The organism is Chryseolinea soli, assembly GCF_003589925.1.
In the GTDB taxonomy this organism is placed as follows: domain Bacteria; phylum Bacteroidota; class Bacteroidia; order Cytophagales; family Cyclobacteriaceae; genus Chryseolinea; species Chryseolinea soli.
In genome coordinates this window covers 821,307-846,024 of the sequence record NZ_CP032382.1, presented here as the reverse complement: position 1 = coordinate 846,024, position 24,718 = coordinate 821,307, and the positions used below count along the sequence as shown (strand labels likewise).

Here is a 24,718-nt window from a genome sequence, read left to right as displayed (position 1 = left end):
CAACCCCAAAATAATCTTCAATGAAAACCCCATTTCGTTCCGGGTATAGAAACTTTAAGTTTTTGTACCTGGCCTTGGTAGCGGCGCCGTTCCTTTTGCCGTCTGCCTATGGACAACAAAATCCGGATGCTGCCTGGAAAGGAAAGATCAGCAAGTCGGCAAAGGACTCGCAGCCATATAAAGTCGAGTATGTGAAAAAGGCCGCCGCCGGCTCGCCCAACATTGTGTGGATCATCCTGGATGATGTGGGCTATGGAGCCACCAGTGCCTTCGGAGGACTTATCCAAACGCCTCACTTAGATTCACTGGCCAACCAAGGTCTGCGCTATACCAACTTTCACACCGCTGGCATTTGCTCACCCACGCGTTCGGCGCTATTGACAGGCCGCAATCACCATTCGGTAGGCATGGGCTTGTTCCCGCACTTCTATCTCTCCGCCGACTATCCCGGCTACAACGGTCACATCCTGCCGCAGAAAGGAACCATTGCTGAAGTACTTCACGAAAATGGCTACAGCACCTACCAACTGGGCAAGTGGCACCTGACGCCCGATGATGAATCGACCGACCTGGGTCCGTTTCTCCGCTGGCCGTCCGGCAAAGGTTTCGATCATAACTACGGCTTCCTCGGCGGCGCAACCGACCAGTACAATCCAGACCTGGTCGAAGACAACCAACACATCAAACCCGATGGCCGGCACCTGAATGAATTGCTGGCCGACAAAGCCATCAGTTATGTGAAGCGCCAGAAGGAATTGGCGCCGGAAAAACCGTTCTTCATCTATTATGCTACCGGCGCCGGCCATGCCCCGCACCAGGTAGATAAAGTATGGTCCGACAAATACAAAGGCAAGTTCGACGAAGGATGGGACGTCTACCGCGAGAAAGTGATTGCCAACCAAAAGAAATTGGGTGTGATTCCCGCCAACGCGCAATTGCCCCCTCGCGATCCTTATCTGAAGGCATGGAAAGATCTGCCGGCGGAAGAGAAGCATTTGTATGCCCGCTTCATGGAGGTGTATGCCGGCTTCCTGGAAGAAACGGATCATGAGATCGGCCGCTTCATCAACTATTTGAAAACCTCCGGTCAACTGGAAAACACCGCGGTGTTTGTGATGATCGGCGACAACGGCGGAAGTAAGGAAGGGCTTGAATACGGTGTGACCACCAAGTCCATTCGCTTTGGCGCCGATGCGATCACGCGCGATGAGTACAAAAAATTTATCCTGGGTGAGTATGATAAGATCGGTACCAAGGAAGTCGCCAGCGTAGCCAACTATCCCCTGGGCTGGGCGCAGGCCACGAACACGCCGTTCCGGTTGTGGAAGAGCGATGCCAATGCCGAAGGAGGAACACACAATCCGCTCATCGTATATTACCCGAAAGGGGTAAAGGAAAAAGGCGGCATTCGCGAGCAATACTCCCACCTCATCGATTTGTTCCCGACAACGCTGGAGCTGACGGGCATCAAGCAACCGGAAGCCATACAAGGCATCAAGCAAGATCCACTTCATGGCACCAGTCTCGCCTTCTCGCTTAACGACAAGACTGCGGCTACGCGTCATACACAACAGTACTATTGCATTTTCGGCAACCGCGCTATTTACAAAGACGGCTGGAAGGCTGCTGCAGCACACCATCCTAATTCATTGGAGTTGTTCACCTACAAGGGAGAAGCCAAACCGGCCATTGAAAATAACCCTGAAAAAGAAGTATGGGAACTCTACAATCTGAACGAGGACTTTAACGAATTGAAAGATCTTTCGAAGAAGTATCCCGAGAAATTGAAGGAACTGAAAGACCTGTTTGATGCGGAAGCGGCGAAGTATAATATCTACCCGCTTATCGATATCGAGCATGCCGCGGAGCGTTACAAACTTCAACCGCCGCCAAAAGTGCCCGTAAAGACCACGGCGTCGAAATAAAAAAAGTGCCTGACGGGCGGAGGTTATGCCATTCCTTCGCCCGTTATGGATTTCATACCGGTGGGTTATGTCAAAACAGGAAAGCCCGACCGGATTCTGAACAATACACCTTAGAGAAATTCCTTTCCACACGAACATAACCATGAAAAATATATTTGCCACCGCGCTGATGGTCACCACCAGCGCTACCCTACTGAGCGCGCAATCGGACCCGCAGCAACCCTACCAGGGAAAGATCGGAAAGACCTTGGCGGAGACGCAACAATGGTGGCCCGAAAAGAAGAGGGCCCCCGAAGGAGCACCCAACATTGTGTGGATCCTGCTGGACGATATCGGCTACGGCGCCATCAGTACCTTCGGCGGACTCGTCCAAACCCCGACCCTCGATTCACTGGCCAACCAAGGCCTGCGCTACACCAACTTTCACACCACCGCCATTTGCGCACCCACGCGCGCGGCGCTGCTCACGGGACGCAACTCGCATTCCGTGCACATGGGTTTGTTCCCTGAAAATGCCGTGGGCACACCCGGCTATGATGCGCGCATGCCGTTTGAGAAAGCAACCGTGGCCGAGCTCTTGAAGGAGAATGGCTACAATACCTATGCCCTCGGAAAATGGCACATCACACCGCTGGCTGATCTGACTGCCGCCGGACCATTCAACCGTTGGCCTACCGGCCGTGGCTTCGAACATTTCTACGGCTTTCCATATCGCGGAAGCCAGGATCAATTTCACCCACAACTGTGGGAAGATACACGCCGGCAGTACGAAGACACCAAAGGCAAACACCTCAACACGCTATTAGCCGATAAGGCCATTCAATATCTTACCGAACAGGAATCGTCGGCACCGGATAAGCCGTTCTTCTTATACGTCGCGCCGGGAGCGGGTCACGCGCCGCACCAGGTCGCCAAGGAATGGTCGGACCGCTACAAAGGAAAATTCGATGCCGGTTGGGATAAGTACCGGGAGGTGGTTTTAGCAAACCAGATCAAGTTGGGCGTGGTGCCAAAGAACACCGTGCTGCCCCCACGCAACCCGGGCATCAAGGATTGGAACACGCTCGGAGCGGATGAGAAGAAATTGTATGCGCGCTTCATGGAAGTGTATGCCGGGTTCCTCACGCAGACAGACTATGAGATCGGAAGAATTATCAAATACCTGAAGAAAACCGGTCAGCTCGACAACACCCTCATCTTTGTTTCTGTGGGCGACAATGGTGCCAGCAAAGAAGGGACCTTCGTGGGCGTGGTGAACAACACGGATCCGTCACTGACGCAGGAGCAAGTGCTTCAAAAGAATATTCAGAACATTGATCTGATCGGTACGGAGTTTTCTAAAGTGAACTACCCGCTGGGTTGGGCCATGGCCGCTAATACGCCTTTCCGCTATTGGAAACAAGATGCCAACACGGAAGGCGGTACGCGCAACCCACTTATTGTTTTCTATCCAAAAGGAATTAAAGACAAAGGCGGTGTTCGTCATCAATACGGTCACGTCATCGACGTGCTGCCGACCACGCTGGAGCTGATCCACGCGCAAGTGCCCGCATCGATCAACGGCTATAAGCAAGAGCCGATCGAAGGTACCAGTCTTGCCTATAGCATCAACAATGCCACCGCTCCTTCGCAGCACACCGTTCAGCACTATGAAGTGAAAGGTTCGCGCTCTATTTACAAAGACGGTTGGAAAGCCGGCGCACTGCACAAGGATGGCGAGGACTTCAACCAGGACAAATGGGAGTTGTATAACCTCAATGAAGATTTCAACGAACGAACCGACCTGGCGACAAAGCATCCCGAAAAACTGAAGGAGCTGCAGGAACTCTTTGACAAGGAGGCGTACAAATACAACGTCTATCCCTTGAAAGACTTGACGACGCCCATCATCGGTCCCACCCTTTTCGATGGCAGAAATGTGATCGTGTTCTATCCCGGGATGTCCACCATCGTTGAACTGGCGGCGCCCGATCTGAGAAATAAATCGTTTAGCCTGACGGCGGATGTGGAGATCCCTGCAAAAGGTGCGGACGGTGTATTGTTCTCGACCGGTGGTCGCGACAACGGCACGAGCTTTTACGTGCAGGATCAGAAACTGAACTTTACCTATAATTTAGGATGGACGAAGTTCAACGTCACCTCGTCGGCCAAAGCGATCACGCCCGGCAAGGCCCAATTGAAATTTGATTTCAAATACGACGGCGGCCCGAGAAACTCGGGAGGCACGGGCACGCTGTATGTGAACGGCACAAAGGTAGGCGAGGCACGCATCGAGAAAACGTCCAACAGCATCTTTGGTCATGAAGGATTGAATGTGGGTTTTGATGACCTCACACCGGTGTCGGACACTTATAAAGTCCCGTTTGCTTTCAGCGGCACGTTGAATAAAGTCACCGTCGAATTGAAACAGCCCGAAACGGCTACGGTTACCGGAGGAAAATAAGTATGAAGAAGAATGTGCTGTATGTAGCTGTGCTCTTCGGATGTGTTGCGATCACGGCTTTCGGGATCGCCGAGGGAAATGAACGCGGATCGCATGAGATCGACGCCAAGGTGAAAGCGGAAGTGTATAAGGTGTTAGACGACTACATGAACACTTTCAATGCGAAGAACTTGAGTGCGTGGGAAGCCACGTATCAGTTTCCACACTACCGGCTGGCCAGCGGCAAAATGAACGTGCTGGAGAAGGCGGGGCTACGCGATTCGGTCAGTGTGTTTGTCCCGCTGCAAAAAGGCGGGTGGGATCACAGCGCCTGGGATCACCGGAATATCGTTCAGGCATCCGACACCAAAGTGCACGTGGACACGCGCTTCAGCCGCTACAAAGCCGATGGCACCAAACTGGGTGTCTACGAATCGCTCTACATACTCACGAAAGAAAACGGACGCTGGGGCGTGAAGATGCGCTCCAGCTATGCCGAATGATGCTTGTTAAAAAGATAAATGATCCCATGAGAACCATAACGCACAACGTATTCGTATAATTTTCTATGACCACAACCCAATCGCCGCCGCGCTGGAAAAGAGTACTCTACATTTTTCTTGCCCTTGCCGTTCCCTTGGCGATCGTGTTTTCCATTGTGCTCAGGCCTTATGCATCGCATGACTGGGATATTGTTTTCGACGAAAAAGGCATGGAGCAAAAAAAACAATTTTTATCCGCGCCGGTGGTTCGCGATGCTGCAGAACGCCCACCCAACATCATCGTTTTGGTGGCCGACGACCTGGGGAAAACAGACCTCCCGCTCTACGGAACTACCCCGGTGAAGACACCTTACCTCGACAGCCTGGCGGCGACGGGAGTGAAGTTCACGGAGGGTTATGTGACCGCTTCCATTTGCAGTCCGTCGCGGGCCGGACTGTTGACCGGTCGCTACCAGCAACGCTTTGGTCATGAGACGCAGCCCGTGAACCGGTACATGCGCAATTACCTGGAGCGCGCACTGGCCAACACGTTCATCGACCGGCAGCAACTCGAGTTTGCCGACCTGACAAAAACACCGACATCCGAAAGCATCGCGAAACAAGGGCTGCCGCTGCAAGAGATCACGCTGGCCGACTTGTTGAAACACAACGGCTACGCTACCGGCATCATTGGGAAATGGCACCTGGGTTCCGCCGAAAGTTTCCAGCCACTGAACCGGGGTTTCGATTATCATTATGGATTTTATGAGGCATTTTCCTGGTATGCCGATACGACGGACCGCGCCTTCGTGAACGTGCGAAATCGCGGCATCATGGACTCGCACGTTTGGGAGTTCGGACGCGTGGGAAATGCATTGATCCGGCGCAACAACGAGATCCTGGACGAGAAAGAATTTCTCACCTACAAGATCGCCGGCGAGGCCATAAACTTCATCGATCAGAAGAAAGACAATCCCTTTTTTCTCTATGTTCCGTTCAATGCCCCGCACACGCCTTTCCAGGCACCAAAAAATGATGTAGATAAACTGGAAGCGCAAGGGATCGATCGCCGGAAGGCTGTGTACTATGCCATGATCGAAAATCTGGACAACGCGATCGGTGCGATCCTGAAGAAAATAAAAGCTTCAGGGCTTGAGGAAAATACATTGATATTTTTCATCAGCGACAACGGCGGAGCAACCTATACCGGCGCCACCGACAATGCGCCGCTGAAAGGCGGAAAAATGTCGCTATACGAGGGAGGTATCAACGTTCCTTTTATCGTGCGGTGGAAAGGCCACTTGCCCGCGGGCCGGGTTTATGACAAGCCGGTTTCGTCGCTGGATATCTTTGCTACGTCCGCGGCAGCAGCGCGTGCCGAACTCCCGCCCGGTCGTGCGTATGACGGCGTAAATATCATTCCTTACCTCACGCAAGCCGATTCGACTGCTCCGCACGAAGCGCTGTTCTGGCGCGCCGGATTTAACAAGGCCGTGCGCAAAGGCGACTGGAAACTGGTGATCAACAACAAGGACAACATCACGGCGCTGTATAACCTGGCCACGGATAAATCCGAGCACAATAATGTGGCCGGCGCGAATCCCGCAAAAGTAAAGGAATTGGAGTACGCCCTGGCCGGCTGGGAAAAGCAGCTCGTGCAACCGCTTTGGCCCAGCAATGGATTTTTTGTAAACGAATTTGATGGTCAGGAAGACCGTTTTACTTTGTAGCTTTGATAAACCACCGAAAAGAAATGAAATCCCGCTCCCGAAAAATAGTTATTGGCGCATTACTGCTGGCGTCATTGGCCCATGCGATCAGCACCGGCGCCCAACCGAAATCAGCCTCCAAAAAAACAAACTTCGTCTTCATCCTCTGCGACGACATGGGCTACAATGACGTTGGCCCGTATGGCGCCACCGACATCCGTACACCCAACATCGACAAGCTGGCTTCGGGTGGACTCAAGTTCACGTCCTTCTACACGCCCTCGCCGGTATGCAGCCCGACGCGTGCCGGTTTGCTGACCGGCCGTTACCCAAAGCGGTTGGGGATCGATCACGTTTTCTTTCCCGAAAGCTTCACCGGGCTTTCGCCGGATGAGGTTACCATCGCGGAAGCATTGAAGACACAAGGTTATGCCACGGGTGCCATCGGTAAGTGGCACCTGGGCCATCACCGCGAATACCTGCCGCTGCAACAAGGCTTCGACGAATACTTCGGCATACCGTATAGCAACGACATGCAAGGTGTGGTGTACCTGCGCGGCAACACGGTTGAGAATTTTTCGGTCGATCAGCACTATACCACAAAAACCTATACCGAGGAGTCGGTCAAGTTCATCAACAAACATAAGGACGGTCCTTTCTTTCTCTACCTGGCACACTCGATGCCACACGTGCCCCTGTATGCTTCGCCCGCATTCGAGGGCAAGTCGAAGCGCGGATTGTATGGGGATGTGATCGAGGAGATCGATTGGAGCGTAGGGGAGGTGGTGAAAGCGTTGAACACGGCCGGCCTAGCGGAGAACACCCTCGTGGTTTTTACCAGCGACAACGGGCCTTGGTTGATCTTTGATATAGAGGGCGGCTCGGCCAAACCTTTGCGCAATGGGAAGGGCACTACGTTTGAAGGAGGTCAGCGTGTGCCGGCGATTTTCTATTGGCCGGGAACGATCAAGCCCGGAACGGAGAACAATGACCTGGCGCTTATGTTCGATATTTTTCCCACGTTCGTAAAATTGTCGGGCGCTGCGGATTACAAATTTAAAAATCCAATCGACGGCGAAGACATCTCCGCTGTGCTCACCGGTAAGGCCAAACGCAAAGGCGACGAGTTCATCTACTACTACAACGGCAAGATCGAAGCGTTTCGCAAGGGCGACTGGAAAATCATTTTTCCGGCGACAGCCCCTCCAAACCAACCCGTCACGGCCGATAATGCTCACGATACGCTGCTCTTCAATCTGAGGACCGACGTGGGTGAGCAACAAAACGTCTTAAAAGAAAAACATGATGTTGTGCCCGGTTTGCTAAAAGCGCTGGAAGCGGCGACAAACAAGCTTGGGAAAACACCGCCGCCGTTGGTGCAGCGTATGCCATCAGACGACAGTCACATTGCGAAACGAAAGCAACGCCAAGGGAGCAAATGAGGAGTGAGTGACTGATTGCAGATAGACCGCCTTTCGTTTCTCTTTGTCCGGAGAATAGAAAGGCGGTTTGAATATGCAGACTTGTGCTGGCTGTTAATTGCTGGCCGCAAAGGCGGCCGCGAATTCCTTGGCAAATTGCTCAAGTTTGGTCGGTGCAAGAGCGGGAAGATGTTTCAATAAATCTTCCTGCATCCTTCCGGTCCGGAGCGCGGTGCCCATCTCGACAAAAGGAATAGCGTGGCTAGCCGGAATACCGGCCTGCAAAAGCCCTTTCAAATGATCTTCGTCGGAAAAAACAACCCAAGGAAATTTCTTGCCAGTGGCTTCCCCCAACACCTGCGCGATCTCGTCGCCCGTACGCAGATCGCTCACAATGTAGCGTACCGAATGAGCGGTGAACTGAAGTTGTGTCAACTCTTCCAGTGCAACTTCGGCAATATCATTCGTATGGACCATGGCGATCTTTTGACCACCGTAGTTATTTCCCATAATGCCCGCCGCCTTGATCATGCCGATTTGGTTTAAAAGATTGTAGTAGAACGAAACGGGTCGCAGATGTTTTACATGCAGACCGTCGATGCGGTTGAGTGATGCTTCGAACGCGTGCAGCGCATTGACCGGACCACACCCTTCGCTTAAATGTGCGCCAACGCTGCTGAGATTCACAACAAAGGGAACGCGATTCGTTTTGATAGAATCCGCATACGCATGACCCACTTCGTCTTGGGCTTGCCGCCAGTTGTCGGTTTGCCAGAGGGGAGGGATCATAGCGTAGACCACCTCAGCGCCACGAAAGGCACGATTGACAAAAGCCTGGTCCGAGACGGACCCTACCAGCGCTTTTGCCCCTAACGCTTCAATTTCTTTGACCTTACCCGCGTCGCGGGTGATGACGGTTACGTCCTTCTTGGCTTGGATCAATCCGGCGACAAGCGGTTTGTTGATGTGGCCCAGGGATCCGGTGATAACATATTTTTTCATGACAGAATTTTTTTTGGGTGAAAATTGTAAGGCAAGAGTACCGCTTCGGTCTTTAAAATGTAAGTAGGTATCAAAAACGGATGTAGTCAGTTTTTTCTTACTCAAGCTGAAAATGAAAGCATTATGAAAATAAGTTTAGACGATGTTGAACACTGCCCGGTTGTGTCAACCATGGCCGTGATCGGGGGGAAATGGAAAATCCTCATCATCCACCTCATCAACAACGACATTAACCGCTTCGGAAAGCTGGGCATGATTCTGAAACACATCAGCCGCCAAATGCTGACGACACAGCTTCGCGAGCTGGAACGGGATGGTATCCTCGAACGCGTCGTCTATGCCGAGATCCCGCCACATGTGGAATACTTTCTCACGCCCAAAGGAAAGGCCCTGATCCCGGTGCTGACCGCGTTGAAAGACTGGGGCTTCGAATATGCATCGGAAGGAACGGGCGCAGCATCCCAAAAAGCGAGTCCCGCCATCCCCGTCTAGCGCCAAAAAAATAATTCCTTTTCGAGGCTATTGCTTATAGGCAATACATTGCTATTTTTGTCTATAGGATTAGTAGAGATCAATGCCACCAGATTGATCTCCGCCTGCTCCGGGAGCGATTTCCGGGCAGTTTGCCTGTCACTCAACATTCCTTCACATGGTGGAAATCATCACGCGTATATCCATTGTCGCTGCGATAAACCTTTCGGCAGCGCCACGACATGCCCCCGCCCCGGGATGTTGTTGTTGACGCTTTCCCTGCGCCAAACACGCATCCTGATCTATCTCCACCACATTTTGAAATCGCCTTTTGATGAAATTGCATCTGTATTTTCTGTTGATCGTTGTCCTCGAAACCGCGGGCATCGCCAGCCAAGCCCAATCCGTGGGGGCTACACGCCGTCCCAACGTCGTGCTCATCCTGGCCGATGACCTCGGATACGGTGATTTGTCATCCTTTGGCTCCCCGGGATGGCAAACACCCAACATCGACAAGCTGGCCGCCGAGGGCGCCAAGCTCACACACTTCTATACACCCACGCCTTATTGCGCGCCGACGCGAGCGTCCCTGCTCACGGGCCGGTATCCGTTGCGTCACGGCCTTATTCTCAATCCCAATCCTGAGAAAGTAAACAGCAGCTTTCAGACCTTCCGCGGCGGCGACGACATCGGCATTGGCGATGATCAATTGTTGTTGAGCGAAGTCTTCAAGACCTCGAGATACGCCACCAAGATCATCGGCAAATGGCACCTCGGCCATAAACCCCGGTTCTTTCCCACGCGGCATGGCTTCGATGAATATTTTGGTATTCCCTACTCCAACGATATGCGACCGGTGCTGCTCATGGAAAACGACAAGGTTGTCGAATATCCCGTCGTTCAAACCACGCTCACCAAACGCTACACGCAGGCCGCTTTGTCGTTCATCGATCAGCACAAAGACAAACCCTTCTTCCTGTATCTTCCCCAGGCGATGCCTCACAAGCCGTTGAGTCCTTCGGAAGAATTCTATACACCGCAAACCAAAGATGACGTGTATGCCGACGCCATGCGCGAACTGGATTGGTCGGTAGGAGAGGTCCTGAAGAAGCTCGCGGAAGCGCACCTGGAAGAAAACACGATCGTCATCTTTCTCTCCGACAACGGCCCCTGGTTTGGAGGCTCCACGGGCGGACTGCGCGGCATGAAATCGCAGAACTGGGAGGGAGGCATACGCGTCCCCTTGTTGGTGAAATGGAAGGGCCACATTGCGCCGGGACATGTGAGCGCCGAAGCCGCCGGGGTGATTGATCTCTTTCCCACGCTCGTGAAAGCAGCGGGGCTGAGTCTTCCGAAAGATCATGTGTTGGATGGTCGCGACATTTTCAGCTTGTTCACCTCTTCTGCAAAATCGCCACACGAAGCGTTGTTCTCTTTTTACAACGACAAACTGCAAACCGTCCGGAGCGGCAAGTGGAAGCTCCACGTATTGTCGCCGGAGTCGGCGCAGTTGCCATCCGATGAAAATTGGGTCGATCCGCGGCTTCCCGATGGCGTGACCATCCTGGCACCGTTTGAGCAACCCAAAGCAAACCGTTTTCCGGGTGTGAAGACGGGTACACCAGCCGTAGCGGGTTTGTTGTTCGACCTGGAAACCGATCCCGCCGAACAGCACGACGTGGCGTCCGAACATCCCGACATTGTGCGGCAACTCAAAGCAAAGGCAGATGCCTATACTTTTAAATAATGAATGCGTACCGGAGCCTTAACATGAACATCAATCAAAAGAAATATAAACCCTTAATCAAAGTCAATATGAAAAAATACGGAATCCTGCTCTTGCTCCTCATGAGCATTTCGTTTGCCTTTGGGCAACAAAAAGAAAGCGGCATCGTGAAAATTCGCGGCACGCGCCTGGCCTATCCGTTGATCAATACATGGATAGCGGAATTTAAAAAAGTGTATCCCAACATCCAGGTCTCCATTGCCCCCTCTGCGCCGGCCGACAGCATCGACTTTTCGATTGCTGCCTACGCATTAACCGACAAAGAGCTGACAGAGACCCGTGGCGGTGTAGCGTTTACGCGCTACGTACAACTGCCGGTAGCCAACAGCAAACGCGCCGATCTTGCGCAACTGCAGGCGCGCGGATTTAGTGAGGCCGATTTCAGGAAACTGTACTTCACCCCGGAAACGCCAACGTTCTTTGCGTCGTCACAAAATCCTTCGCCCATCACGCTGTACACACGCGAAAAACCTGCCTGCGCTGCAAAAACGTTTGCCGCCCATTTCGATCACGACCCCAAGACCATTCAAGGTGTCGGCGTGAAAGGCGACGACCAGGACCTGGCCAAGGCGGTGAAGGCGGATGTGAACGGCATCTCGTTCAACAACCTCGGCTTCATCTATGATGTGAACACCCGCAAGGTCGTGGAAGGCCTGGCGGTCATTCCCCTGGATTTGAACGAGAATGGTAAAGTCGACAAAGAAGAACAAGTGTATGGCTCGCTGGACGAAGTGATCGCCTATGTTGAGAAAACCAACAACGATAAATTTGTGACCGAAAATGTAAACTTCCTGTTCAACAAAAACTCATCCAACGTGGCCGCGGGAATTTTCCTGCACTGGGCGCTCACCCAAGGTCAGCAATTCAGCCACGCACTGGGCTTTCTCTCGTTCGATGACCAAACGCTCCAGGCACAACGCGCGCTTGCCGGCGCGACCTTCAAGACGCTGTCGGCTTCTTCGTGCGAAGGCGCTGACAACCTGATGAAGACACGGCGCACTTCCAAGACGGCCAGCAACAACCCTTAAAATTGATTATCTTAGTCAGACACGCATGAATCTTTCATTCAAGAAGCATAAGCAGCCAAACGTGGCCCTTTTGTCGGTGGCAATCCTGGCCGGCTCCGTTCTTTTCTTTGCCTTCACACGGCTTGAAACAAAAGATATGGCCCTTGTAAAAGGCGGAACGCTCTACACCACCGACCCGGTCACCAAAGCCAACAAAGAAGTGAAGATCAAATCTTTCCTGCTGGATAAAAACCTGGTGACCGTTGCGCAGTTCGACGAATTCGTGAAGGCCACGCACTACGTAACGGAAGCGCAGCGATTTGGCAATGGCGGTGTCTTCGATGCCGCTGCCCATGGCTGGACACTGATCGATGGCGCCGACTATCACTATCCCTTTGGAAGAGACAAATCCAAGGCACAACCCAATCATCCCGTGACACAGGTCTCCTGGAACGACGCCGTAGCCTACGCCCGGTGGAAAGGCAAACGGCTCCCCACCCAATGGGAGTGGGAGCACGCGGCCAAGAACGGTGAGAACTCGCGGCAGCAATACACCTGGGGACAAGATCTTGTGGTGGCCGGCAAATACAAAGCCAACACCTGGCAAGGCAGCTTCCCCGCCTACAACACCGTGGAAGACGGCTATGCCACAACGTCACCGGTAGGCGCATTTGGCGCAAACAAGATCGGCCTCACGGACATGGGGGGCAACGTTTGGCAATGGTGCTCCGATGACATTCAGCCTCAGGGACGCGACGCCGAAATGGATCCGGCCCTGCGCAAGGTCACACGCGGAGGTTCTTTCCTGTGCGATCCCATGGTATGTCATGGCTTCCAGGTAACGGGACGGTCATCGTCAACGCCCGAATCGTCTATGGTGCACATCGGCTTTCGATGCGCGAAGGATATCTGATCATTAACGCTCTTTTTTGAAACCCACTATGAACAAACGCTTTGCCGCCTCCCTTTTCATTCTATTGTCCTGCGCTTTTGCACACGCACAGAAAACCCAACCGCCCAACCTGATCCTTATCATGGTGGACGACATGGGCTATTCCGATATCGGCGCATACGGATCGGAAATACAAACTCCCACACTGGACAAGCTGGCGGCGGAGGGCATTCGTTTTCGAGAATTTTATAACAACTCCATTTGTGCGCCGACGCGGGCTTCTTTGCTCACGGGCCAATACCCTCACCGTGCGGGCATGGGTTATTTCGATGTGAATCTTGGGTTGCCGGCCTATCAGGGTTTTCTCAATAAAGAGTCGCTCACCCTGGCGGAAGTGCTGAAGGCCAGCGGCTACAGCACATTGATGTCGGGCAAGTCGCATTTGGGCAAGGACAGCCTGGCGTGGCCGAACCAACGCGGCTTCGATCAGTTCTACGGATTCATTCCCGGCGCCAGTGACTATTTTGATATTGGCACCTATGGAAAGGCCGACCCGGTGGTGTTGGTCAAGAACAATAAGAAGGAAAAGTTGAAGCCCGGTGAATACCTCACCAATACGATCACCGACAACGCGCTCGAATTTTTAACCGAACAAAATAAACTGAACAAACCGTTCTTTTTATACGTGGCCTTCAACGCGCCACACTGGCCACTCCAGGCATTGCCGGAAGACATCGCGAAGTACAAAGGCCGGTATGACATCGGATGGGACTCCTTGCGGCAACAGCGCATCACGCGTCAACGCGAACTGGGCATTTTGCCCGCAGGCCAACGCGTGGCCGACCGCGATCCGGATGTGCCCGTGTGGGACAATCTTACCTACGATCAGAAACAACTTTGGAAAGCCAAGATGGAAGTTTATGCGGCGATGCTCGACCGCGTAGACCAAAGCATCGCGCGGTTGCTGAACAAATTGAAGGAACTGAAAAAAGACGACAATACCCTCATCGTTTTCATTTCCGATAACGGCGCACAAGGCGGTTATGCCAGCAACGCCCGCAAGCCAACGCGCAACTCAGGCCCGATCGGCACACCCGGTTCATACGACTACCAGGAGCAACCCTGGGCCAATGTCAGCAACACACCGCTGCGTCACTACAAGAACAACATGCACGAAGGGGGCATCAGCTCGCCGTTCATTGCCTGGTATCCGAAAAAAATCAAAGCCGGCACGTTGGTGAAAGGCACCGGACACCTCATCGACATCGCGCCAACCTTTTATGAATTGGCGAAGGCAGCCTATCCCGCCAACTATCACAATGTAAAATCCAACGCGTTGGTCGGCAAAAGCCTGACGCCGGTTTTGTTTGGACAAGCCACGGAAGTGAATCGCGGTGAGCCCCTCTTCTGGGAGCGCGCCGGCAACCGCGCCGTTCACAAAGGAAAATGGAAACTGGTGTCTACTTTTCCCAGCTACACCTGGGAACTCTACGACCTGGAAACCGACCGTGGGGAAACCACCGATGTGGCCGCGAAATTTCCGGCGGTGGTCAACGAACTGTCGGTGGAATATTTCCAGTGGGTGGAACGAACGGGTGTGGTGGACTATGATAAGATAAAACCCGCACAACCCATGAACATCCCAGGTCAAAGCGCACCCTCCCGGGCGCGAGGGAATTAAAGGCAACGGCCTGCAGATGACATAACGTCGCGGCGCTTGAAGGTGAGGTGCGATCGGTATTTTCAGTATATTTCCATACCGATAACCCTCAACCCTATGCGTCGCGTCTTCTTCGGAACCGTCTGCTGCTTCCTTTTTGCTGGCCTTGCACATGCCCAGACCAGCGGTATCCGCGGGAAGGTGATCGACGGAGAAACGAAAGAACCCCTTCCTTTTTCCAGTGTATACATCAACCAAACCACGATAGGCACCTACACGGACGTCAACGGAGAATTCGTACTGCCGTTGGAGCCGGGCGACCATGAGGTAGTGGTGTCGTTTGTAGGCTACAAGCCCCATCAAACTTTTGTGCACGTGACCGAAGGTGCACTTCAGTATATGCGGTTCTCGTTAGCGGCTGCCGTGCTAAAAGCGGTTGAGGTGAACACAACAAAAGACACGGAGTGGCCAAAGCAATTGGCCAAGTTCACAAAATTATTCCTCGGCACGGGGCGTCAGGTATCTCAAACCAAAATATTGAACCCCTGGTACCTGGAGTTTTCCGAAGGGAAGAACGGCATGCTCAACGCCTCCTGTCCGGTCCCTCTCCAGATCGAGAATCTGAACCTCGGCTACATGCTCACCTACGACCTCCGGAATTTTGCCGTGAGTCCCAAACAGTATGTCATTGCCGGCTATGTGCGTTACACTGAGATCGAAACGGTGGACTCGTTGCTGATGAAGCGCTGGAAAAAGAATCGCGATGCCGTCTACAAGGGATCGGTGCGTCATCTCTTGGCGTCGCTTGTTGCCGGGAAGGCGAGAGAGGAAGACTTCAACCTCTTCCTGGACAACTCCAAGGCAACCGACGCACGAAATGCAAACTTTATGGGCAACGTGGATTGGCTGGTCAATATTTTCAAGACCGACAGCATTGTTAAGCCCAGCAAAACGCCGGGATGGTACATCGTGAAACTGCCGCCCCGTCTCGAGATCCACTACACGCACAAACCCGCCGTGGCCAGAGTGTATCGCGACATTCCTTATCCGGTGAGTTGGATAGAAGTGAAGGGCGGATCGTTGGAAGTTAATGCAGACGGCACGGTGTCGAACCCATCAAGACTCACGGTGTTGGGCGAGATGAGCAATGCCCGTGTGGCCCAAACGTTGCCCGCTGATTATAAACCCGAGAAAACCACCGAGCACTATAAAAAGATCTTGCCTAACGTCGTGGGCCGGCTCGCCGTGCTCGCCGAGATGCCCTACTTGCATACCGACCGGTCGTATTATTATCCCGGTGAAACGATGTGGTTCAGTGCGCACATGCAATACTACTCGCCACCCATGCGCGATTCCCTGAGCCGGGTTTTGTATACCGACCTGGTCGACCCCACGGGCAAGAGTGTCATGACCCGGATCTTTCCGCTTTCGCGTGATGGAGGTGCCGGCCAACTCGAACTTCCACGCACGTTGAAGAAGGGAAACTACCAGCTGCGGGCCTACACGCGGTGGATGCTGAATTTCGACAAACAATTTGTTTTTGTAAAACCCATCCGCATCCTCGACGAGCAGGAATGGGTGCACTACCCGAAGACGGAGTTGCCGATGGATACCACGAACGTGATCATACAAACCGATCGGGACGAGTATCATATGCGAGATAAAATCACGGTGACGTTAAGGATCACGCCATCCGAACTGCGCCTGGCCACAGGGTTGTCGGTGTCCGTCACCGACCTGGACCAGGCCGTGCCGGCGACGAATGAGACCACCATTCTGGCGGCCCACATGCCCGATGTGGTCATGCCTGATACGCTCGAACGAAAGACCATGTATCCCATTCAATATGGCATCGATATAAAAGGACGCTTCACCACGAATCGCGGCAAAGCGGAAGCGGGCTTGCTGGTCTTCACACAAAAAGCATCCCGAGACGTGTTCACGGTCAAGACCGACGAACTTGGAAATTTTTATGTACCGGACTTACTGCTCTACGACACCGCGAAAATTTCCGTCCATCCGAAAACAGCCGGAGGAGGCCGCGGGGGAAAAGTAATAGTGGACACGTTGGTGGTTTCCGCGCCGCCTACACCGTCCGATACGCTCGGCGTTGATGCCTACCGGGAGACGGCCACGCGTTTGCGCGATCGCGCCACGAACAAACAAACGCGGGTGTTGAAAGAAGTGGTGGTGACCAGCACACGCATCGCCGACATTGCGCCGACCAAATTGGGCTTTGCCGATGTTTCCGTGGACGGAGAATTTTTCAGATCCACCGGACTCACCGACATGCTCATGGCCTTGCAAAGCAAGGTGCCCGGTTTGCACATCATCGCTTTTCTAGGGCCCGATGGGGATCCCAAGAAGTATATTGCTTTTGGTGGAACGTCGACGTTGCAAGGATCGCCTGAAGCGAAAGAACCCGTAGTGCTCATCGATGGTCTTGTCGTCAACGCCAGCGGTGGGGGCACGGCCGACCGGATATCGCAACTCAACCCCAACGAGGTAGACCGCATCGATGTCATCAAGTTTGGCAACGGCGCGGCTTATGGTGCCCGCGGGGGAAATGGGGTGATTGCTATTTATACGCGCAATACGTATAAGATAAAAGGCAAAACGCGTGCTCCGCTTTACAAGGAAGAAAAATTGGTCACGTTGAATCTACACGGCTATGCCTCACCCCGAAACTTTACGGCTCCCGATCATTACGTTGGCGGCGACGTTCAAGGCGTTCCAGACTATAGGGCCACGCTCTACTGGAAACCGTTGGTGACTATCGACGAACATAACCAGGCCACGATCACGTTCTTTGCCGCCGATCTACCCACTCGCTATCGCATCGTGGCAGAAGGATTTACGGCCGAAGGTGTGCCTGTGCGCGGGGAGAAGACCGTCACCATCAAAGACCGGTAGGGTAGCACGTACCCCCAGTCTCAACCTAAACCAGCCCTTTTTCGCGGTTCTGGCCAGCGAACTCCCGCGGATGGGGGGTAGGGGGGCAACGCTTGTGGTAGGCGTTTTGAATGTTTCCCGTTTTCCAGTACTTTTATTATCTATTGCCCGGACCTGCGTGAAAAGACTCTTCTCGATAGTATTCTCCATCCTCATCCTCATTCATGTGATCGGATACTACGGCCTGTTTTGGGGGCTTACCTACCAGCACGAACGGGCCATGATCGAAATGCTGGATGCCGGGGAATACACGCCATCCGAAACCATCCTCATCAAAATTCCCATTGCCATTCCCTATATGGCCGACGCCAGCCGCTTCGAGCGCGTGGACGGGACCTTTGAGCGCGGCGGAGAATTTTACCGCCTGGTGAAACAGCGCTATTCGCGCGACACGCTTTTCATGGTGTGTGTGAAAGATCAGCAACGCAAATCCATACAGGAAACCCTCGCCAGCTTTGTAAAGACCTTCACGGGAAAACCGACGAACACACAGCATGGCAGTTCCAAGATATTGCCCACGCTCATCAAAGATTATGTGGCCCAAACGTTCGCCATTCACTCCGTGTCTCCAGGTTGGGCACACAATGTGGTGAAAGCCACACCCGTTATTTTGCCGACCTCCGATCATTATTCCTCCATCATCCATCCGCCCGAGCGAGGATAACCTTCACAAATTCTCTTTGTGGAATTAGAAACTGTCCGTTCTAAAAAGGAAGGGCGTGCACAGCGTCGTGTTTTTGTTTAAGATAAAAACACCCGGCGCATGGGCATGCAAGCTTCTCCTGATCGGATAGATCCATCCGTCTTTTTGCGTTTCCCCCCATCAACCCCGGCATAACAACAGGCTTCTCCTGTCACGTTGGTTTGGGTTGATGTGAACCTGAAAGCCGGGTGATCCTTTGATCGTTAACCCTCGCGTACCTGGAACAAACCCAAACTATGAAACGAAATTTACCTGTATTACTACTCTCCGTGATGGCGATCCTGAACGTGGTGTCGTGCGCAAAGAAAGATGCGTGCCACGACGAAATGGTGACCATCCTGGATCGCGTGCACAAAGCCTCTTATAAACCCGCCAACCAGTTCTACCCTGCGGCGGGCTTACCCTATATGGACTCCCTGCTGTCCCTGCCGCACAGCACACCCAGTCAAATCCGCTATTGCCAATATTTAAAAGCCAACATCTATCTGGAGTTGGGCGAAGAAGATAAAGCCGTCGAACTGCTCGAAGGCGTCGTGAATGACGATCCTGAACTTCAGGTGGAACTGGCTTGGAAGGATTTGGCCGTGGCCTATTTGCGTCAAGGCGAAAGAGCGAATTGCATTTCCAACCACGCTTCCGAATCGTGCATCATGCCCGTGAAGGGCATGGGCATCCACGACGACCCCGCGGGTTCGCGGAAGGCCATTGAAATTTATCAGCGCCTGCTGGAGAAACATCCCAACGACATGGAGTCGCGTTGGTTATTGAACCTGGCCTACATGACGCTGGGAAAATACCCATCCGGTGTGCCGGAAAAATTCCTGATCCCCAATATGGAAGGCGACACGACCGTGAAAGTAAGACCCTTCGACGACATCGCCGCCGACCTGAAACTCGACGTGAAGAACATGGCCGGCGGAGCCGTCGTGGAAGACTTTGACAACGACGGCTATCTCGACCTGCTCACCTCCGGCATGGGCACCGAAGAAGCGATGCACTATTTCAAGAACAATGCCGACGGAACGTTCACCGACCTCTCCGACAAGGTGGGCCTCAAGGGCATCACCGGCGGCTTGAACATGATACAAGCCGACTACAACAACGACGGCTTCAAAGATGTGCTCGTGCTGCGCGGCGCCTGGAAAAAACAATTCGGTGAAGAACCCAACTCCCTGCTGCGCAACAATGGCAACGGCACCTTCACCGATGTAACCACGGAAGCCGGCCTCTTGTCGTTTCACCCCACACAAACGGGTACCTGGAACGACTTCAACAACGATGGTTGGGTGGACTTGTTCATTGGTAACGAAACGGCTGTCGCGCAATTTGAAAAAGGTCACCCGTGCGAGCTGTACATCAACAACCAGGACGGTACATTCCGCGAGGTAGCCAGAGCCGCCATGTGCGACATCGAGTTGTATGTGAAAGGCGTGACCTCGGGCGACTATGATCACGACGGATGGAAGGATCTTTTTCTCTCGACCATGAACGGCCAACGCGTTCTGCTAAAGAACATGGGGCCGCAGCAAGGCAAGGAGATCGCCTTTGCAGATGCCACCCACGTGGCAGGCTTGGATCATGAACGCGGCAACACGTTCCCCACCTGGTTCTTCGACTACGACAACGACGGCTGGCTCGACATCTTCGCTTGCGACTACACGTTCCGGCATTCGTTGGCCTACTATGCTGCAGCAGAAAAACTTCACGTCCCCGAGGGCAGTCCGCAAAAAATGTTGTTATACCACAATAATCACAACGGCACATTCACCAACATGGCCGACAGCCTCGGCCTGAACAAGGTAACCTTTGCCATGGGCGCCAACTTCGGCGACATCGACAACGACGGTTGGCTCGACATGTACCTGGGCTCGGGCAATCCGGATTACAAATCCCTTGTTCCCAACAAAATGTTTAAGAATCTGGGAGGAGAAAAATTCGCCGATGTCACAGCGTCAGCCCGCGTAGGCCATCTTCAAAAAGGCCACGGCGTTTCTTTTGCCGACATGGACAACGATGGCGATGAGGACATCTATATTGAAATGGGCGGCGCCTTTACCGGCGATGCATACCAAAATGCTTTCTTCCTCAACCCAGGTCAAAGCAACAACCGTTGGATCTCCCTGCAACTGGAAGGCACCAAAGCCAACCGCGCGGCCATCGGCACCAGCATCAAGATCACTTTCACCGAGAACGGTAAAAAACGCAGTGTGTACCGCGACGTAAATTCCGGAGGCAGCTTCGGTTGCTCACCGTTGCGACGCGAGATCGGTGTAGGCCAGGCCACCAGCATCGATGAGATCGAAATTAAATGGCACGGCAGCAACACCGTGCAGGTTTTCAAAAACGTAGGCGTCAACCAGTTCTTCAAGATCACCGAAGGCGACGACCAACTGAAAAAGGTCGACCTCAAGTTGTTGATCTGGTCCTTGCCCGACAAGTTGTGTTTGCCACTGGCATACAATAAGCCATAATCCGTTGGCTCAACACCGATAAGGAGGTGGCATGCTTGATGACTTGGGCGTGCCCCTCCTTCGTCGGGTCGGGCTGTCCGCTATAGTCCTCGCCCCACCACACCAGCCCACGCTGCTCCGGGCTGCCGCTTCCATCCCTCACGCAGGGGGGAAGACAAAATGCTTCAGATCTAGCGATTCCCCTCCTGCCGTTGTTTTTGTATTTTGCAGGATGAAAAAGAAAGAAATACGTTTCCGCTGTTGGATTGAGATCGATGGCGTAAAATTCTTTGGTCCGGGCCCCGCCGAATTATTGGAGCATATCGAACAGGAAGGCTCCATTGCAAAGGCGGCAAAACAAATGGGCATGTCCTACAAAAAAGCCTGGGACATGGTCGATGATCTGAACGCCCGTGGCAAAAGCCCTTACGTAGAATCCCGCAAAGGTGGCGAAAAAGGTGGAGGGGCCTCGCTCACCAAGGCCGGCAAAACCGTGGTCGCCCACTACCGGCGCCTGGCAGCCAAACTGAATAAGATCGTCGAAAAAGATGTGGCCATTCTGAAACACATCTGACTTTTTTTCGTCAGGTGAAGTCCGCCGTTTGCAGGCATAGCCGGTAATTTGGTCCGGTACACGATTCTCCCACCATAATCTGATCGCCCCATCGGCGTCGAACATAGCAAAATGCGTATCTTTCGATATATATGACCGTATATATCGAAAAATCGAAACCATGAAAAGACTTTTACTCCCCATTGCGCTCTTCACATCCTTTGCCGTTTTTGCCCAAGTGCCCGACAGCCTCGCCCAACGCGACCGTGTGTTCACGTTAGGGGAAGTGCTGGTGGTCGGATCGCCCATCGACACCGCCAATGCGCTGTCGTTCAAGAAAATTGAAAAATTCAACCGGACCGATGTTTCCAATACGCTGAACATCTTGTCGGGCGTCACACTGGCCAACGTGGGTCCGCGTAACGAGTCGGTGGTCTACGTACGCGGCTTCGACCTGCGCCAGGTGCCCGTGTTCATCGACGGCGTGCCGGTGTATGTTCCTTACGATGGCTATGTGGATATGGGCCGCTTCACTTCGGTAGATTTGGCGCAGGTGAATGTCTCAAAGGGATTTTCCTCTATCTTATATGGGGCCAACACCATGGGCGGCGCCATCAACCTGGTGTCGCGCAAGCCGCAGCAAAAATTTGAGCTGGGCGCACGGGTCGGCGCCTTCAGCGGCGAAGGATTCCGGTGGAATGTGAATGCCGGCTCGAACCTGGGTAAATACTATTTTCAATTGGGCTTGTCGCAATTGAAACAGAACTACTTTCCCCTCTCGAAAGACTTCACCGCCATGCCCAACGAAGACGGCGGCGAACGCGGGAACTCCTATCGCGACGACATCAAGTTCAGCGTGAAAGCAGGCTTCACCCCCAACGCCACCGACGAATATGTGGTGGGCTATGTCACCCAACACGGGGAGAAAGGAACACCACCCTACACCGGCACCGATCCGAAAATGCAAACGCGTTTCTGGCAGTGGCCCAAGTGGGATAAACAAAGCCTGTATTTTATTACCAACACCGCGCTCGGCACAAAAAATAAGTTGAAGACCCGCTGGTACTACGACACCTTTGTGAACGAACTGTTCAGCTACGACGACGCCACCTACTCCACGATGACCAAAGGCTACGCCTTTCAAAGCTACTACGATGACTACACCGTGGGCGGAAGCGCGGAATTGGAATCGCACGTGATCAGCAAAAACACGTTGAGATTGGGTGTTCAGTATAAGCGGGACATTCACCGCGAGAACAACCTGGGTGAACCACAGCGAACGTTCATCGACAACACGCTTTCCATCGGCCTGGAAAATACCTACCAAATCATGCCCACCGTGGCCATCGTACCGGGCATCAGCTACAACGCCCGCAACAGTTCCAAAGCGCAGGACTACAACGCCACCACGAAAGAAATTTCCGATTTTCCGTCCAATAACAACAACGCCGTGAATGCCCAACTGGGGATCTTTTGGGACGTCAACCCAAACCATACCCTGAAGGGAAGTGTGTCGCGCAAGACGCGCTTTGCCACCATCAAGGACCGCTATTCCTATCGCATGGGGCAGGCCATTCCCAACCCGGATCTGTCGGCCGAAGTGGCCGTTAACTACGACCTCACCTACACCGGAAAATTCTTCACCAAACTGGTCGTCACCGCCAGCGCCTTCCGCAGCGATATCTCCAACATCATCCAACAGGTGGACAACGTGCAGCCGGGACGCTTCCAGCTTCAAAATGCGGGCGATGCTTTGTTCTATGGCTATGAGGCCAACGCTGACTATAATCTCGCGAAAGGCCTGAACCTGGGTATCAACTATACCTATATGCGCCGGAAAAATGAGACAAACCCCGCTATATTTTTCACAAACGTTCCCGATCACAAAATTTTTGGATTCGTAGACTACAGTTTCTTGTCGCGGGTAAATATTCTGGCGAGTGCCGAACGCAACAGCAAGCGCTATAGTACCAGCTATGGAACATCGGCCGGTGGCTACACGCTGGTGAACACAAAGGCTTCGGTGAAGCTCATCAAGAACCTCCAACTGGAGGGTGGCGTAAACAACATATTTGACACCAACTATGCGCTGGTAGAAGGATTTCCGGAAGCGGGCCGTAATTATTTTGTTAGCCTGAGCTTCCGCAATTTTTAAAAGAAAAAAGGGAAATGATGAAACGAAAGCGGCCATCGGTAGGGATGCTGGCAATCGCCACGGCGGCGTTGACGATGCTGCTTTCGTTTCAAACGCCCGATCCCGCACCCCAACCCTACATCCTCAACTATCCAGCCTATTTCGGCGGCCGGTTCACCATTCCGGAGAATAACCCGATGACCCGGGAAGGGGTTGCGTTAGGAAGATTATTGTTCTATGAACCCAAACTGTCGGGCAACAACCGGGTCACCTGCGCCACCTGCCATCAGCAGAAATTAGCGTTCACCGACGGAAAGGCCTTTAGCGTGGGCGTTGACGGCACCTTGACCAAACGCAGCTCGATGTCGCTGACAAACCTGTTGTGGGTCCGGAACTTGTTCTGGGACGGACGGGCAAACGGATTGGAGGCACAAGCCGTAGTGCCGCTAACCGACCCGCACGAGATGGGGCAGTCGCTGGAAACGTCGGTGGCAAAGTTGAAAACCGATGCTTCGTATCGTGAAAAATTTGCCCAGGCGTTTGGCACGGGCGACATCACCGGCGAAAACCTGCTGAAAGCCCTGGCACAATTTGAACGCACGCTGATCTCCGCCGGTTCGCGTTACGATAAATACTTGCGCGGAGAATATCAACCGACCGCACAAGAGTTGCGCGGCATCGACCTCTTCATGACGCCGCCCTCGCCACAACGAAGTATACGCGGCGCCAACTGCGGCCACTGTCATGGTACACCGAAAACTTTTATCGAACTTTTTCACAACAACGGCCTGGATACGTTGCCCAAAGACGCAGGTCGTGAAACCATCACAGGCCAGGCGATCGATCGTGGACGGTTTCGCGTGCCCACGCTGCGGAACATCACACTCACTGCGCCGTACATGCACGACGGCCGCTTTGCCACGTTAACAGAAGTTTTGAATCACTACAACGAACACGTGCAGCCAAGCGCCACCCTGAGCCCCTTCATTGCCGAAGCCACCAACGCGGTGGGTGGTAAAAGCCTTATGCTGACGGAAACCGAGAAGGGCGACCTCCTGGTTTTCTTACAGATGCTGACCGATTCGACCTTTATCAACAACCCCGATTTTTCGGACCCTCGTTTTTTAAGAAGTGCAAAACCGTAACTTT

General features: G+C 53.2%; 17 protein-coding genes. 16 read left to right on the top strand and 1 reads right to left on the bottom strand.

Annotated features, from left to right (window positions below; all coding sequences use genetic code 11):
- Positions 1-20 precede the first annotated feature (20 nt).
- From D4L85_RS03415 to D4L85_RS03395, 5 genes are all read left to right on the top strand, one after another.
- Complete coding sequence (locus tag D4L85_RS03415) at positions 21-1,925, top strand: arylsulfatase (RefSeq protein ID WP_119753001.1); 1,905 nt, start codon at positions 21-23, stop codon at positions 1,923-1,925.
- Between the two features lie 142 nt (positions 1,926-2,067).
- Positions 2,068-4,368, top strand: a complete 2,301-nt coding sequence (locus D4L85_RS03410) for an arylsulfatase (protein WP_119753000.1) — start codon at positions 2,068-2,070, stop codon at positions 4,366-4,368.
- Between the two features lie 2 nt (positions 4,369-4,370).
- Positions 4,371-4,850 (top strand): hypothetical protein, encoded by a 480-nt coding sequence (locus tag D4L85_RS03405; RefSeq protein ID WP_119752999.1) that lies wholly within the window; start codon positions 4,371-4,373, stop codon positions 4,848-4,850.
- 65 nt (positions 4,851-4,915) lie between these two features.
- Positions 4,916-6,559 (top strand): sulfatase-like hydrolase/transferase, encoded by a 1,644-nt coding sequence (locus D4L85_RS03400; protein ID WP_119752998.1) that lies wholly within the window; start codon positions 4,916-4,918, stop codon positions 6,557-6,559.
- Positions 6,560-6,582: 23 nt separating this feature from the next.
- Positions 6,583-7,980 carry a sulfatase family protein gene (locus D4L85_RS03395; RefSeq protein ID WP_119752997.1) on the top strand — a complete coding sequence of 466 codons (1,398 nt, stop codon included), beginning with the start codon at positions 6,583-6,585 and terminating at the stop codon, positions 7,978-7,980.
- Positions 7,981-8,073: 93 nt separating this feature from the next.
- On the opposite strand, the gene D4L85_RS03390 is transcribed toward D4L85_RS03395, so the two are convergent.
- Positions 8,074-9,066: an NmrA family NAD(P)-binding protein gene (locus D4L85_RS03390; RefSeq protein ID WP_228450762.1), complete on the bottom strand. Its 993-nt coding sequence runs from the start codon at positions 9,064-9,066 to the stop codon at positions 8,074-8,076.
- Positions 9,067-9,084: 18 nt separating this feature from the next.
- On the opposite strand from D4L85_RS03390, the gene D4L85_RS03385 reads away from it, so the two are divergent.
- The 11 genes from D4L85_RS03385 (at position 9,085) to D4L85_RS03335 (ending at position 24,714) form a co-directional block, all read left to right on the top strand.
- Positions 9,085-9,453: a winged helix-turn-helix transcriptional regulator gene (locus tag D4L85_RS03385; protein ID WP_119752995.1), complete on the top strand. Its 369-nt coding sequence runs from the start codon at positions 9,085-9,087 to the stop codon at positions 9,451-9,453.
- Between the two features lie 313 nt (positions 9,454-9,766).
- On the top strand, positions 9,767-11,179 hold the full coding sequence (locus D4L85_RS03380; protein ID WP_119752994.1) for a sulfatase family protein: 1,413 nt from the start codon (positions 9,767-9,769) through the stop codon (positions 11,177-11,179).
- Positions 11,180-11,247: 68 nt separating this feature from the next.
- Positions 11,248-12,246 (top strand): type 2 periplasmic-binding domain-containing protein, encoded by a 999-nt coding sequence (locus D4L85_RS03375; RefSeq protein WP_160143517.1) that lies wholly within the window; start codon positions 11,248-11,250, stop codon positions 12,244-12,246.
- A 25-nt stretch (positions 12,247-12,271) separates the two neighbouring features.
- On the top strand, positions 12,272-13,138 hold the full coding sequence (locus tag D4L85_RS03370; RefSeq protein ID WP_119752992.1) for a formylglycine-generating enzyme family protein: 867 nt from the start codon (positions 12,272-12,274) through the stop codon (positions 13,136-13,138).
- A 28-nt stretch (positions 13,139-13,166) separates the two neighbouring features.
- Complete coding sequence (locus D4L85_RS03365; protein ID WP_119752991.1) at positions 13,167-14,798, top strand: arylsulfatase; 1,632 nt, start codon at positions 13,167-13,169, stop codon at positions 14,796-14,798.
- A gap of 96 nt (positions 14,799-14,894) precedes the next feature.
- Positions 14,895-17,690 carry a carboxypeptidase-like regulatory domain-containing protein gene (locus D4L85_RS03360; RefSeq protein ID WP_119752990.1) on the top strand — a complete coding sequence of 932 codons (2,796 nt, stop codon included), beginning with the start codon at positions 14,895-14,897 and terminating at the stop codon, positions 17,688-17,690.
- A gap of 157 nt (positions 17,691-17,847) precedes the next feature.
- Complete coding sequence (locus D4L85_RS03355) at positions 17,848-18,393, top strand: hypothetical protein (RefSeq protein ID WP_119752989.1); 546 nt, start codon at positions 17,848-17,850, stop codon at positions 18,391-18,393.
- Positions 18,394-18,668: 275 nt separating this feature from the next.
- Positions 18,669-20,903, top strand: a complete 2,235-nt coding sequence (locus D4L85_RS03350; protein ID WP_228450761.1) for an FG-GAP-like repeat-containing protein — start codon at positions 18,669-18,671, stop codon at positions 20,901-20,903.
- A 211-nt stretch (positions 20,904-21,114) separates the two neighbouring features.
- On the top strand, positions 21,115-21,456 hold the full coding sequence (locus tag D4L85_RS03345) for a winged helix-turn-helix domain-containing protein (RefSeq protein ID WP_073137116.1): 342 nt from the start codon (positions 21,115-21,117) through the stop codon (positions 21,454-21,456).
- Positions 21,457-21,616: 160 nt separating this feature from the next.
- Positions 21,617-23,590 carry a TonB-dependent receptor plug domain-containing protein gene (locus D4L85_RS03340; RefSeq protein ID WP_119752987.1) on the top strand — a complete coding sequence of 658 codons (1,974 nt, stop codon included), beginning with the start codon at positions 21,617-21,619 and terminating at the stop codon, positions 23,588-23,590.
- Between the two features lie 14 nt (positions 23,591-23,604).
- On the top strand, positions 23,605-24,714 hold the full coding sequence (locus tag D4L85_RS03335) for a cytochrome-c peroxidase (RefSeq protein ID WP_119752986.1): 1,110 nt from the start codon (positions 23,605-23,607) through the stop codon (positions 24,712-24,714).
- Positions 24,715-24,718 lie beyond the last annotated feature (4 nt).